General features: G+C 63.7%; 16 protein-coding genes. 7 read left to right on the forward strand and 9 right to left on the reverse strand.

From position 1 onward, the window contains the following. Positions 1 to 40 precede the first annotated feature (40 nt). Together C7G61_RS34230 and C7G61_RS34235 are read right to left on the reverse strand one after the other, a co-directional pair. Positions 41 to 1,009, reverse strand: a complete 969-nt coding sequence (locus C7G61_RS34230; protein WP_108522118.1) for a Bug family tripartite tricarboxylate transporter substrate binding protein — start codon at positions 1,007 to 1,009, stop codon at positions 41 to 43. Positions 1,010 to 1,107: 98 nt separating this feature from the next. After that, positions 1,108 to 2,139 (reverse strand): LacI family DNA-binding transcriptional regulator, encoded by a 1,032-nt coding sequence (locus C7G61_RS34235; protein WP_108522119.1) that lies wholly within the window; start codon positions 2,137 to 2,139, stop codon positions 1,108 to 1,110. Positions 2,140 to 2,366: 227 nt separating this feature from the next. Here C7G61_RS34235 and C7G61_RS34240 point away from each other — a divergent pair, with 227 nt between their 5' ends. From C7G61_RS34240 to C7G61_RS34270, 7 genes are all read left to right on the forward strand, one after another. Further along, positions 2,367 to 3,164 carry an SDR family NAD(P)-dependent oxidoreductase gene (locus C7G61_RS34240; RefSeq protein ID WP_108522120.1) on the forward strand — a complete coding sequence of 266 codons (798 nt, stop codon included), beginning with the start codon at positions 2,367 to 2,369 and terminating at the stop codon, positions 3,162 to 3,164. A 66-nt stretch (positions 3,165 to 3,230) separates the two neighbouring features. Beyond that, positions 3,231 to 3,764 (forward strand): VOC family protein, encoded by a 534-nt coding sequence (locus C7G61_RS34245; protein ID WP_108522121.1) that lies wholly within the window; start codon positions 3,231 to 3,233, stop codon positions 3,762 to 3,764. Positions 3,765 to 3,844: 80 nt separating this feature from the next. After that, the gene (locus tag C7G61_RS34250) at positions 3,845 to 4,405 is read left to right on the forward strand and encodes a carboxymuconolactone decarboxylase family protein (protein WP_108522122.1); all 561 of its coding nucleotides are present in this window, start codon (positions 3,845 to 3,847) and stop codon (positions 4,403 to 4,405) included. A 91-nt stretch (positions 4,406 to 4,496) separates the two neighbouring features. Next, on the forward strand, positions 4,497 to 4,922 hold the full coding sequence (locus C7G61_RS34255) for a DOPA 4,5-dioxygenase family protein (RefSeq protein ID WP_108522123.1): 426 nt from the start codon (positions 4,497 to 4,499) through the stop codon (positions 4,920 to 4,922). Between the two features lie 280 nt (positions 4,923 to 5,202). After that, on the forward strand, positions 5,203 to 6,090 hold the full coding sequence (locus C7G61_RS34260; RefSeq protein ID WP_244608594.1) for a DUF2778 domain-containing protein: 888 nt from the start codon (positions 5,203 to 5,205) through the stop codon (positions 6,088 to 6,090). Continuing rightward, the gene (locus C7G61_RS34265; protein WP_108522125.1) at positions 6,087 to 6,356 is read left to right on the forward strand and encodes a hypothetical protein; all 270 of its coding nucleotides are present in this window, start codon (positions 6,087 to 6,089) and stop codon (positions 6,354 to 6,356) included. Before C7G61_RS34260 ends, C7G61_RS34265 begins: the two co-directional genes overlap by 4 nt. Before the next feature lie 113 nt (positions 6,357 to 6,469). Continuing rightward, complete coding sequence (locus C7G61_RS34270; RefSeq protein ID WP_108522126.1) at positions 6,470 to 7,081, forward strand: nuclear transport factor 2 family protein; 612 nt, start codon at positions 6,470 to 6,472, stop codon at positions 7,079 to 7,081. A gap of 6 nt (positions 7,082 to 7,087) precedes the next feature. Here the strand turns inward: C7G61_RS34270 and C7G61_RS34275 are convergent, their stop codons facing one another. From C7G61_RS34275 to C7G61_RS34305, 7 genes are read right to left on the reverse strand one after another with little or no spacing between them, the layout of a single operon-like run. After that, on the reverse strand, positions 7,088 to 8,128 hold the full coding sequence (locus C7G61_RS34275) for a uroporphyrinogen decarboxylase family protein (RefSeq protein ID WP_190242102.1): 1,041 nt from the start codon (positions 8,126 to 8,128) through the stop codon (positions 7,088 to 7,090). A gap of 36 nt (positions 8,129 to 8,164) precedes the next feature. Beyond that, positions 8,165 to 9,034 (reverse strand): fumarylacetoacetate hydrolase family protein, encoded by an 870-nt coding sequence (locus tag C7G61_RS34280; RefSeq protein ID WP_108522127.1) that lies wholly within the window; start codon positions 9,032 to 9,034, stop codon positions 8,165 to 8,167. Beyond that, complete coding sequence (locus C7G61_RS34285; protein ID WP_108522128.1) at positions 9,034 to 9,696, reverse strand: polysaccharide deacetylase family protein; 663 nt, start codon at positions 9,694 to 9,696, stop codon at positions 9,034 to 9,036. Before C7G61_RS34285 ends, C7G61_RS34280 begins: the two co-directional genes overlap by 1 nt. A gap of 11 nt (positions 9,697 to 9,707) precedes the next feature. After that, the gene (locus tag C7G61_RS34290; RefSeq protein ID WP_108522129.1) at positions 9,708 to 10,508 is read right to left on the reverse strand and encodes an ABC transporter permease; all 801 of its coding nucleotides are present in this window, start codon (positions 10,506 to 10,508) and stop codon (positions 9,708 to 9,710) included. Between the two features lie 7 nt (positions 10,509 to 10,515). Next, complete coding sequence (locus C7G61_RS34295) at positions 10,516 to 11,313, reverse strand: ABC transporter ATP-binding protein (protein ID WP_244608590.1); 798 nt, start codon at positions 11,311 to 11,313, stop codon at positions 10,516 to 10,518. Then, positions 11,292 to 12,044 carry an ABC transporter permease gene (locus C7G61_RS34300; protein WP_108522131.1) on the reverse strand — a complete coding sequence of 251 codons (753 nt, stop codon included), beginning with the start codon at positions 12,042 to 12,044 and terminating at the stop codon, positions 11,292 to 11,294. The genes C7G61_RS34295 and C7G61_RS34300 overlap by 22 nt, the downstream gene beginning before the upstream one ends. A 9-nt stretch (positions 12,045 to 12,053) precedes the next feature. Then, positions 12,054 to 13,025 carry an ABC transporter substrate-binding protein gene (locus tag C7G61_RS34305; protein WP_108522132.1) on the reverse strand — a complete coding sequence of 324 codons (972 nt, stop codon included), beginning with the start codon at positions 13,023 to 13,025 and terminating at the stop codon, positions 12,054 to 12,056. Between the last annotated feature and the right edge of the window lie 17 nt (positions 13,026 to 13,042).

The raw sequence follows: 13,042 nt of genomic DNA on the forward strand, positions 1-13,042 counted from the left end.
GGAGGGCCGATTGTCTCGGCCCTCCTTTTGCGTTCAGCGGCTACTTGATCTCGATCTTCGCGTCGCTGGCGACCTTCTTCCAGGCTTCGATGTCGCGCGCGTTGATGTCGCGCTGCTGGTCTCCGGCGATGAAATCGGCCGAGATGCCAAGTGCCAGCAGTTTCTCGACGATGTCGGGCTCGGCCAGCGCCGCCTTCAGCGCGCCGGAGATTTTTTGCGCGACGGAGGCGGGAACGCCCGCGGGCGCGTACATCACCCAGGACAGGCTCCGCTCGAAATCGACGCCTTGCTCCTTGTAGCTCGCGACGTCAGGCAGGCTCGGAGATCGTCCGCCGCAGACCGCAAGCGCCTTCAGCTTGCCATCCTTCACCAGCGGCGTCCCGGTCGCCATGTCGACCAGTCCCACCGAGATGTGCCCGCCCATCAGGTCGTTGGCGAGCTTCGCCGCGCCGCTGAACGGGACATGCTGCAGGCGGATGCCCGCCTTCTGCGAGAGGATTTCGCCGCAGAAATGTCCGGTCGAGCCGACGCCCCAGCTTCCGTACTGGATCGGCTCGCCCTTCTTCGATAACTCCGTCAGGCCGCGCAGATCGTTGGCGACAAAATCCTTTGTCGCGATGAGAAGAATGGACGACGTTCCGATACGTCCGATGGTGGTAAAATCCTTGATCGGATCATAGGGCAGGTTCGGATAGACCGCCGGCGCGAGTACATGGCTGGTCATGCCGCCGATCGTGATGGTGTAGCCATCGGGTGGGGAGGTCGCGGCCTGCTGCGCGCCGATGGTGCCTGCGGCGCCGGTGCGGTTTTCGACGTAAATAGTCTGCCCAAGGCGATTGCCCATCCGGTCGGCGAGCAGCCGTCCGAGCACGTCGCCGCCGCCACCGGCCCCGAACGGCAGCAGCATCTTGATCTTCCTGGAGGGGTAGTCGGTCGCGTCCTCGCCGTGGGCTGAACACGCCACCGACGCGAGCGCAATCAGCGAAAGCATTATCGCGCGTAACTTCATTTACTCTACTCCCTGGGTTTCCCATTTGTTTTTTTGCTTTGGTCGTTCGTCGCCGGCGTTCTTCGCCGGTCGTGAAGATCGGTGACGCCGTCGCGCGATCAGGGTGCGCGAGGCTTGGCGCCGGAGTGCCGAAGGATGAAACGTGTCGGCAGGTAGACCGGGCGGACCTTGCGGGCCTCGTCGCCGCCACGAATCCGATCGAGCAGGATGTTGGCGGCGACCCGGCCCATCTGGTCCAGATCCCAGGTCAGCGCCGAGATGCCCGGCGTTGCATGCCGGGCGAGATCGGTGTCGCCGATGCACACCAGCGACATGTCGTCGGGATAGCGCAGGCCGTTGCTGGCAAGCGCGTCCATCACGCCGGCCAGCATGTGCGTGCCCAGCGTAATGATCGCGGTCGGACGGTCCGGGCCTTGCAGCAATTGGCAGACGTCGCTGAACGCAATGCTCGAGCCTTGCGTCTGCGGCCGGATCAGGTCGGGATCGAACTTAAGTTTCGCCTCAGTATGGGCCTGCCGATAGCCGGCCAGGCGCTCCGAACTCGGCAGCAACGCGGCGCGTCCGGTGAGAAGCGCGATGCGGCGATGGCCGAGCCCGATGAGATACCGCGTGATTTCGAGGCCGCCGCCGCGATGATCCGCACGCACCGAAGGGACGCCCGGCACCTCGCGATCGATCGCCACGCAGGGCAGGTCCAGGTTTGCGAGCGCGCCGGTGAAGTCGGTATGCGCGTTGTCACCCGCAAACAGCAGCAATCCATCCATGCGCCGCCTTCGCACCGCCGATATGAACGCCGTTTCGCGGTCTTGCTCGTGCCGGGTAGCCGCAAGCATCAGCACGTAGCCGGCGCGCTGGAATTCCTCCTCCGCGCCGTTGATCATCTCGCTGTAGAGCGGATTGGAGAGGTCGGAGACCATGCAGCCGATCGTCTTGCTCTCACGCGAACGCAAGGCTTGCGCCGCTGAATGCGGTTCGAAGCGCAGGCGGTTCACCGCCCGCATGATGCGGGCGTGCAATTCCGGGCTGATGTGCGGCTCGCCGTTCATGACGCGGCTGACGCTGCTGACCGATACGCCGGCCTGGGCTGCGACGTCCCGAATTGTGGCGCGTGCAGGCTGGCGCAACGACATTGCAGGGCTCCCTTGAGCATCGCCGCTCGGGCGTAGGTAGGCCAAATCCTAGTGCATTCTGGAAACGATATACAAGATAGAATTCCATAAAAACCTATCTTGAATAACCATATGAGACAAAGTATGGAAACGTTTCCAAAAAATGCCGGGGAGCAGGGCGGGCACGCCGTTGTTTTCCGCGACAACAAACCGGCCGAATGGCCGCAGGCAGGAAACGGGACCGAGGCATGACGCGGCGTGTCGAAGGAAAAGTCGCTTTGGTGACCGGCGCCGCCAACGGCATCGGACGAAGCGCCGCCCTGCTGCTGGCGCGCGAGGGCGCGAAGATCGTCGCAACCGATCTGCAGGACGAGAAAGGCGAGGGCCTGCTGCGCGAATTGCGCGCCATGGGATGCGAGTGCGAGTACTACCACCACGACGTGACGCGCGAGGAGGACTGGCAGTCGATCGTGGCCCAGATCCGGGCGCGGTTCGGCAGGCTCGATGTTCTCGTCAACAATGCCGGGATTGGCCTCTCGGGTCCGGTGGTCGACATGGCGTTCGCCGACTGGAAGCGGCAGGTGGCCGTCAATCTCGACGGCGTCTTCCTCGGCGTAAAGCATTCGCTCCCGTTGATGCGGGCAGGCGGCGGCGGAAGCATCATCAACGTTTCCTCGATTGCAGGCATCAAGGCATCGCCGAACGTCTCGGGCTATTGCGCGACCAAGGGCGGCGTGCGGCTGTTCACGAAATCGGTCGCGCTGGAATGCGCCGCCGCCAAGGATGGCGTGCGCGTCAACTCGCTGCATCCCGGCATCACCGAAACCGCCATCTGGGACACGCTGATCGGTACCGTCGAGGACGGCTCCAATGGCGGACGGGAGCGCGGGCCGACGCTGGACAAGTTCACCGAACGCGCCGTCCCGCTCGGGTACAAGGCCGCGCCTGAGGATATCGCCAACGGCATCCTGTGGCTCGCCAGCGACGAGAGCCGCTACGTCACCGGCACCGAACTCGTGATCGACGGCGGCAGGTCGATCGGCTGAACGCGAGGGATCAAGAAGAATGAGAGGCGGGAAGGATGTCCCGCCGGCAAGCGGACGGAGGTCGTCATGAGTCGAATCTTTGGTGCAGTCTGCCAGAACGGATATGTCGTGCGGGATATCCGTGCCGCCATGGATCACTGGGTCAATGTGATGGGTGTCGGGCCCTGGTACTATATCGACAAGGTCAAGACCGATTACTTCCGCCACCGCGGCCAGGACTCCGCCATGGAGATGAGCGTGGCGCTCGCTAATTCCGGCGATCTCCAGATCGAGCTGATCCAGCAGCGCAACGACGCGCCCTCGATGTACAAGGAGTTTCTCGACTCCGGCCGCGAAGGCTTGCAGCACATGTCGTACTGGACCCGTGATTATCAGGCCCTCTACGACCGCGCGCTGTCGCTTGGCTATAAAGTGGGGCACGAAGGCCAGATCGGCGGCGAAAAGGGCCGCTTCGCCTATTTCGATACGCAGGCCCATTCCGGCACCGTGGTGGAGATTTCAGACATCAGCGGCAGCAAGGGGAGTTTCTTCGAGCACATTCGCAAGGTCGCCGCCGGTTGGGACGGCGCCGATCCCATCCGCGAAGTCGGCGGCCGCTGAGGGGTGCGCGGGTAAGCTCGAGCGACAGCGGCAGGTCTTTAGCGGTAAAAGCAAACGGCAAAACATGAGGAAACGAGAGGATGGCAAGACTTCCCCTGATCGACCCGGCGGCAACCAGCGGCGACGTGCGCACCTCCTTTGACAGGATGCCGGTCGTATTGAACATCTTCCGGATGATGGCGCATGCCGAGGCCAATTTCATTCCGGCGATGCGGTTCGCCAATTCGATCCTGCACCGCCAGAAACTCAGCCACGTCAACCGCGAATTGCTGATCCTCCAGGTCGCGCAGCTGCAGCATGGCGTCTATGAGTGGCGTCAGCACGTTCCGATCGCGCTCGGTGTCGGCGTCACGCAAAAGCAGATCGACTGCATCGAACAAGGCAAATACGAGGACGCAGCCTTCAATGCCGCCGAACAGGCGCTGCTGGCGTTCGGACGGGAAGTCATCGAGAACGTCCGTGTCGCCGAGCCGGTCTTCGCTGCCATGCGCACGAATTTCAGCGAACAGGAGATCGTCGAATCGATCCTCGCGATCGGCTTCTACATGACGATGGCGCGCCTGACGGAGGCAACCGATGTCGATCTCGACCCGGCCGCCGGCATGACCGTCTTCGAGAGCAGCAAGAAGCGGTCGGGCTGACGCCTACACATTGCCCGCGCCACATTGACCCCACGGCCAGTTGCAGCGATCATCGACCGGTCCAAAGCAACGATAGCGTGGAGCGCAGGCAATGACGGGTGAGCCGGGGGCGGGCGGTCCGCGACCATTGGGCGAGATCGCGAGTTACCACGCCCATATCTATTACGATCCGACGACGTCGCGGGCCGAGGCCGAGCAGTTGCGGGCCTGGATTGGCGAGCGTTTCTCGGTCACGCTCGGACGCTGGCACGACGTCAAGGTCGGCCCGCATGATCAGGCCATGTACCAGGTGGCCTTTGCCCGGGAGGTATTCCCCGAGCTGGTCCCGTGGCTGATGCTCAATCATGGCAAATTGAGCGTTCTGGTCCATCCGAATACGACCAATCCGCGCCGGGATCATGAGGCCGATCCGATCTGGATCGGGCCAGCGCTCGCTGTGCATGCCGACAAGCTGCCGGAGCACGCCGAGATGGAAGAGGCGCCCGCGCCGAATACCAATCCGGTTCTGCGGCCCTGAGCGCAGCCTCGCCGGAGAATCCCGGCCCAGCTTACCATTAGATGCTTGAATCCGTGGATTCGGCCGGTCATGATGACGTCGAGCGCTTGTCTCGATTATGCCTTACTTTGGTTTGCATTATGTTGGGACTTATTCGGTGAATCCATTAGGAATCAGACGTGATTCCGAAGCGCCGAGCCGGGGACGGATGGATAGAAAGACGACCAGCGCAGCCGGGCTTGCTTCGAGCCGCCGTACCCGATTGTGCCGTGAGGCGGCCTTCGGCGCGGCGGCGCTGGCCATGGCGTTGGGGCTGGCCGGCTGGGTGATCGATTTCGACCCGGCCGCCTGGATCAATCCCGCATCCGCGAATGTCGGCAGCACTTCCTCGTTCGACGAGCGCTTCGGCCCGGGCTCGGTGCGCCGTTCGCTGGCCTTTAATTACCCCTGGCGTCCCGCGGCCCGTTCGAATTTCGATGCAGAGTTCGGGCACATCGAAAGCCAGTTGGGCGGACGATCGCGTGAGGAGCAGAACGTTCAGCCCGAACCGTCCGCCCCGACGGTCGAGGCGGCAATCCCGCTGCCACGAGCCCGGCCGGTCCTGGCCAATCTTCAGTCAACGGGGAGCGACCCGGCGCCGGCTTCGTCTGACAACCGCACCATGTTCGAGAAACTCGCCGATCTGGTGCCGATGCGCTTCTCGCTGGCGTCGCTGACCCCGGGGGATGGGCTGCTCGGCGAGCGCAAGGATCTGACGGCGCTCGGCTACGACAGTCAGACGGCGGTCTACGACATTTCGGCCCGCGCCGTTTACTTGCCGAACGGCGCCAAGCTCGAGGCACATTCGGGGCTGGGCGGCCTGATGGACAATCCGGCCCATGTCGACCAGCGGATGGTCGGCGCGACCCCGCCGAACGTCTACGATCTCAAGCCGCGTGAAAAGCTGTTTCATGGCGTCGCGGCGCTGCGCATGACGCCCGTGGGCGAAAACGAAATGCACGGGCGAACGGGCCTGCTCGTGCACAGCTACCTGCTGGGCCCAAACGGCGATTCCAACGGCTGCGTCTCGATCAAGGAGTATGACCGCTTCCTGACGGCGTACCGCAATGGCGAGGTCAAGCGCCTCATCGTCGTGCCGAGCCTCAAGGAAGGCCTCACCGCGTCGCGGCGTTCACCGTCCCCGTCATGAACGCAGTCGCAGGCGATGCCGCCGATTCCGACACGCCGCTGCGTGCGGTTTTCAAGATCAACCTGAACGGCCAGACGCTGTCGATCGGAACGGTCGGCCAGGCCTATCGCTTCATCAGCAATCTCAGCTCGATCGAGTGGATCGAATTCCGCGCGCTGCATGCCGATGCCGTGCACGCGCTGCAGGGCGCCGCCGGCAACGCGATGCTGACTGTACAAGCGACCAACGCGTTGCGCGCGTTGTTCGTCCGGGCCAAGCTGTTGTGAAGGTGCTGGGTGCGTTCAGCCAACTCCCAGGGGCTACTCGACTTGTCAGCGGACGCCCGCCGCTTCTATGTCTCATAGACACCTGAGATATACGTCCGAAGGGAAACGTCCGCATGCCCGGAAGTCACGCCGAGATTGAAGATGACCGCCTGATCCGTGAATTGTTGCAGAACTGGGCGATCTGGCGCGATGCCGGCGACTGGGAGCGTTTCCGCACCGTCTGGCATCCGGACGGCCGCATGATGGCGACCTGGACGCAGGGCACCGGCGACGAGTTCATCGAAATCAGCAAGCAGGCCTGGGCCAAGGGCGTCAGCATCCTGCATTTCCTCGGCGGTATCTCGGTCGACCTTGCAGGACAACGCGCCATCTCGCAGACCAAGATGACGATCTCGCAGCGCGCCGAGGTCGAGGGCGTACTGTGCGACGTGCTTTGCACCGGCCGGTTCTACGACTTTCTCGAAAAGCGGGAGGGACGCTGGGGCATCGTGCTGCGCCAGCCGATCTATGAAAAGGACCGCATGGACCCCGTCACGCCGGGCACAGCGCCCGTCCTCGACAAGGCGCTGCTCGAACGGTTTCCGCCGGGCTACCGGCATCTCGCTTATCTGCAGACCCGCATCGGTTACACGGTGAAGCCCGACATGCCGGGCCTGAAGGGGCCCGAAGTCGAGGCCTTGTACGTGCGCGGTGCGGCGTGGCTGCAGGGCAAGCCGCTTGGCTGATCTCGGTTAGCTGATCTCCTTGCGGACGGCGGCGGCCGCGTCGCACATCGCCTTCAGTTTTCCGAACGCTGTCTGGCGCGGCATGTATTTCATGCCGCAGTCGGGGGCGACGACAAGGCGATCCGCGGCGACGTGCTTCAGCCCGTTGCGGATCCGGTCGGCCACCACATCGGCAGATTCGATCTCAGGGTTGCCGAGGTCGAGCACGCCGAGCATGATCTTCTTCGACGACAGATCCTTGAGCACGCCGAGATCGAGCTTCGGCTGCGCCGCCTCGATCGAGATCTGCTCGGCATTGGTGTCGGCGAGTTCGGCGAGGAAGGAATAGCCGGCCGGCTTGGTCGAGCCGGGCACGACGGCGGCATAGCCGAAGCACAGATGCACCACCGTCGGCACGGTGATACCCTCGAGCGCGCGGTTGATCGCCTTTACGGCGTAGCGGCGGGCAAGGTCCGGATTGTTGCGCACCCAGGGCTCGTCGAGCTGGATCACGTCGGCGCCAGCCTCCTGCAAATCGCGCGCTTCGGCGTTGACGGCGGCGGCGAACGCCATCGCCAGTTCCTCGTCGTCCTTATAGAATTCGTTCTTGGCCTGCTGGCTCATCGTGAACGGGCCGGGCAGGGTGATTTTTGCTGCGCGATCAGTGTTCTGGCGCAGGAATTTCATGTCGTGCAGTTCGACCGGGCCGCGGCGTTTCACCGGGCCTGTGACGCGCGGCACCGGCGTCTGGTGTCCGCTGCGCGAGGTGATCATGGCCGGATTTTCGTCATCGATGCCTTCGAGCGCCGTCGCAAATCGGTTGGAGTAGCTCTCGCGGCGGATTTCGCCGTCGGTCACGATGTCGATGCCGGCGCGCTCCATGTCCCTGATGGCGACAATAGTGGCGTCGTCCTGCGCCTCCTCCAGGTGCTCGGCCGGCAGCCGCCACATCGCATGCAGGCGCGTGCGCGGCACCACCTTGGACAGCATCGCGCGATCGACCAGCCATTCCGGCTGCGGATAGCTGCCGACGACGGTGGTCGGCAGCAGGTGCTTTGGCAGGTTCATGAGTATCTCCTTGCTCTTGTTATTTTCCCGCTTACGTCAGGCAGCACGCGTCGCTGCGGCCGCAACCTCGTCCCTGACCGGATTGCGCAGCACGCCGATGCCGGAGACCTCGACCTCAACCACGTCGCCATCCTTCATCCAGAGCGGCGGCGTGCGGTAGGCGCCGACGCCGCCGGTGGTACCGGTCACGATGACGTCGCCGGGCACGAGCTCGGTGAAGGTCGAGCAGTAGGCAATCAGGGCAGGGACGTCGAACACGAGGTCCGAGATTGGTGCGGCCTGCACCTCGACGCCGTTGAGGCGGGTCGCAATCGTCTGCTTGCTGATATCGGGGATTTCGTCCGTCGTGACCATCCACGGCCCGAACGCGCCGGTACCCACAAAATTCTTGCCCGGCGCGAATTGCGAGGTGTGGCGCTGCCAGTCGCGGATGCTGCCGTCATTGTAGCAGGCATAGCCCGCCACATGCGCCGGCGCGGCCTCGCGCGAAATGCGGCGGCCGGCCTTGCCGATGATGACGGCCATTTCGCCCTCATAGTCGAAGCGCTCCGACTCCAGCGGCCGGATCATCGGTTGGCCGCTGCCGACCTGGCTGTTGGCAAAGCGGGTGAAAATCATCGGGTGCGGCGGTGTAGGATGGCCGCTTTCGGCGAGATGCGTGGCGTAATTGACGCCGATGCAGAAGATCTTGTCCGGATCGGGAACGGTCGGCAGCAGCTCAATTTCGGCGAGCGCGTAGTCCGGCCGTTCGCCTTGCAGCGCGCTCAAGGCATCGAGCGATCCGCTCGCGAGCAGCGCCTTCAGGGTTGGCCGATCCTTCAGCCGCTTGCCGGCGTCAATGATGCCGTCTTTTATCACCAGGCCGTATGTTGCTGTTGGACCCGCCTTGAAACTTGCGATCTTCATTATTCGGCACTTTCTTCGATGGAGGAAACATAGGGTTCGATGGATTGTACGATCTCGCCCGAACGGATCGGAACGCAATCGGGCGGAAAGTCCTGATGGAAACGCGCGCCGGCTTTTCCGGCGTGGTCGATGAAGCGCTCGAGATGGTTCATCGCGCCACTCGGCAGATCGTGCAGAACCATCAGGCTCCACGGCTGCGACCGGCACTGCTCCAGGGCCCGGTCGGCCCAGCCGTCCGGATCGCCCCAGTCGCGCGGGATCGCGTTCCAGAGCACGCAACTATGCTTGTTGCGCGTGAGATATTCGACCACGGAAGGCTTCAGCAGCCGCGCGTCGAGATTGCCGCCGCCGCCGAACGGCCGGAACCAGCGATTGGCGTGCGCGAGGTTGCCGATCGCATCCTGCGTCCGCCCGATCTCGTTTTGCGCAGCCTCCGTTTCCCGTTGCTGCCCGAGCGGCACCGAATGCGTAAAAGTGTGATTGCCGATCCAGTGGCCTTCGTCATGGGCCCGCGCCGCAAGCCGGCGGCGTTCGGGGTCGCCAAGCTTCTCGCCGATCACGAAGAAGGTCGCCTTGATGCCGCGCTCGCGCAAAATATCGAGCACGCGCGGCGTCACGCCGGGCTCGGGACCATTGTCGAATGTCAGCGTCAGGTCGAACACGCAGGCCTCCGTCAGGTCGCAGGCTGCAGGGTAGTCGTTGAGATTTCTTCCGCGGCGTTTTGTCCGGCGCGGGTGCCGGTCTGCCAGATCGCAGCCTTTCGCTCGATCCATTTGATGGCGGCGTTGAAGGCAATCGCCATCGCCAGCACCAGCAGCACGCCGGCGAATACATGCGGGCTGTCGAGAATGGTGCGGTAGCGCGAGATCAGATAGCCGATGCCGGCGGATGAAATCAGCATCTCCGATACCACGACGCCGACGATCACGAGCGCGCCGCCGACGCGCAGCCCCGACAGCACGGTCGGGATCGCCGCCGGGATGATCACGCGAACCAGCCGCTGGCTCAGCGTCGCGCCCATGCTTCGGGCGGCCAGCAGCAATTGCGGATCGATGGTCTGGATGCCGGCGGCGGTCGCCAGCATCGTCGGCAGGAAGCCATAGATTGAGGCGAACGCGATCTTGGATTCCGAGCCGATGCCGAGCCACACCGTGAAGACCGGATAGAGAATGACCAGCGGCACCGCATAGAGGCTTGAGACCATCGGCATGATCAGGATGCGCGGCCGGGGCAGGCTGCCGACGATGGCGCCTAACAGGATGCCGCCGCCGCAGGCGAACGCCATCGAGATCGCGACCTCGTAGAGCGTGACGGCAAGGGCATGGCCGTATTCGCCCGCCTCGTTCCAGCCGGCCGCGAGTGTCGACGACAGCGACGGCAGGAACAGCTCGGGAATGAGGCCTGCGCGCGGCAGGATTTCCCACAGCGCAATGAGCCCGATCACGATCAATCTGCGAAGCGTCGCCGCGGTCATCTCTGCCTCACGCTGATTTGCGGATGTGCCGCCAGATACGGTCGCGCAGGCTGCCGAACGCGTCGCCGCTCAGCATTTCATAGGTACGCGGGCGGGGCAGCGAGACCTGCAGGTGATCGACGATGCGGCCGGGCCGCGGCGACATCACGATCACCTCGTCGGCGAGATAGACCGCCTCTGTCAGGCTGTGCGTGACGAACACCACGGTCTTGCCGGTCGCCGCCCAGATCCGCAGCAGTTCGTCGCCCATGGTCATGCGGGTCTGCTCGTCGAGCGCGGCAAACGGTTCGTCCATCAGCAGCACCGGAGGGTCCTGCACCAGCCCGCGCGCGATCGAGACGCGCTGCTTCATGCCGCCGGACAATTCATGCGGATGGCGCTTTCCAAAACCGTCGAGGCCGACGAGTTTGAGCGCATCCTGCGCCTTGACGCGGCGTTCGCCCTTGGCGACGCGGCGCAGCGCCAGCGGAAACTCGACATTCTCTTCCGCCGTCAGCCAGGGAAACAGGCTGGCTTCCTGAAACACCACGCCGACGCGATTTGGATCGGGCTCGGGAATCGGTGCCCCGCTGATGGTGATGGTGCCCGAGGTCTGCTGGCGCAGGCCCGCCATCATCATCAGAAGCGTCGACTTGCCGCAGCCGCTCGGGCCGACCAGCACGACGAAGCGGCCGGGCTTGACGTCGAGCGAAACGTCTTCCAGCGCGACGACGTCCTGCGTCGTGGTCTTGAAGATCTGCCCGACATTGCGGACCTCGATCGCGCCGGCCGGCTTCAGCGGGGTTATGTTCGCCAATGGCTGCATCGTGTTTCCACCCATCTGACCAGTTCATTGAAGGCAATCGCGATCACGGCGATCATCACCACGCCGGCCAGCAATTGCTTCATCTGGAAGTTTTCGCCCCAGGTCGCGATCTGATGGCCGATGCCGTCGCGCGAGGCGTACATTTCGGCGAGAATGACGCCGGTGAGATTGAAGATCATCGAGATCCGCAGGGCCTCCAGCAGAACGGGGAGCATGCTCGGCAGATAGACGCGAAACGCGGTTTGCATCGGCGTCGCGCCATAGGAGCGGGCGACGGTCAAATGCTCGACCTTGACCGACTCCACCGCCGTCGTGGTCGACATGATCACAATGAAGATGGTCGAGAAGAATCCGAAGCCGACCTTCTGCGCAAAGCCGACGCCGAACACCAGGATGAACATCGGCAGGAAGATTGATTTCGGGATGCTGAACGCGAAGAACAACAGCGGCTTTGCCACGTCGGCAAAGTAGCGATTCTCCGCGATCAGGAAGCCGATCAGCGCGCCGACGGGGACGGCGAGCGCGAACGCGGTCACCACTTCGGTCGCGGTAACGGCGAGGTCCTTGCGCACGCTCGCTCGCTGCAGCAGCTCGCCAAGCGTTGCCAGCGTGTCGGAGGCGGAGGGAAGCAGGCGCGGATTGACGATGCCACTGCGCGACAGGATTTCCCATATCGCAAACAGCGCCACCACGATCGCGATTCGTGCCGCCTTTACGCCTAATCCACGCATCGCGCCGCCTCAGGGCTTGGTCGGAACCGGCTTGAACTGCGTCGAGATGATCTCGGCGGCAGGCCCAAGGTCCTTCATGCCGCCGGCCTTGGCCATGTCGAGCGCAAGCTGGAGCTGCTCCGGAATCTTCGCACCCTCCATGCTGCCGTCGGTTTCCAGCTTCAGAATCGTGTTTTCATATTCCAGCGCCGCGATCTCGGCGGGGATTTCATAGAGCTCGGTGATCAGCTTGACGGAGGCGTCCTTGTTGGCGCGCATGAACATCAGCGCGCCGTAGAGCGCGTTCAGCGTCTTCTGCACCATCTGCGGCTTGTCCTGCACGTATTTGTCGAGCGCGATCCAGCCGGCGGCGAGGTTCGGCGGCACTTCCTTGGAGAAGTCGAGGATGGTGCGCGCTTCGCCCGATTTGGAAATCTGGAAGCTCAGCGGCGAATAGACCACGGCCGCATCGACATTGCCGGCGAGCAGGTTCGGCACCAGGCCGCCGCCGCCGACGGGCACGCGGGTGAATTCGATCTTCTTGTCCTGCTGGGTCCACAGCGCCAGCAGGTCGGAGCCGGAGCCGGCGGAGGTGATCGCGACCTTTTTGCCTTTCAGATCGTTGACGCCAAGCGTCGATTTCGAAAGCGTCATCAACTGCCAGCCGTAATAGCCGGTCGCGGCACTGGCGAGCACCTTGGAGTTCACGCCCTTCTTGCGCCCCGCAGATACCAGCGAGGTGGCGTCGAGAATGACGTCGGCGGCACCCGCCGCCATCGCCTCGAACGTCTCGGCGCCGCCGCGATAGATCGTAAGTTCCGCTGCGATGCCTTCCTTCTCGAACAGTTTCTGCCGCACCGCGGTTTCCGCGATCGTGGTCGGCCAATAGGTTTTGGTCGGAAGCCCGATGCGGACGGTGTCGGCAGCTTGCGCGTAGCCTGATGCGCCAAGCACGGTGGCTGCCGTGATCGTTGCCAGGATGTGGCGTCGCGTGATCTTCATTGTGACGTTTCCCTTTT

The sequence above is a fragment of the Bradyrhizobium algeriense genome (genome assembly GCF_003062295.1).
In the GTDB taxonomy this organism is placed as follows: Bacteria; Pseudomonadota; Alphaproteobacteria; order Rhizobiales; family Xanthobacteraceae; genus Bradyrhizobium; species Bradyrhizobium algeriense.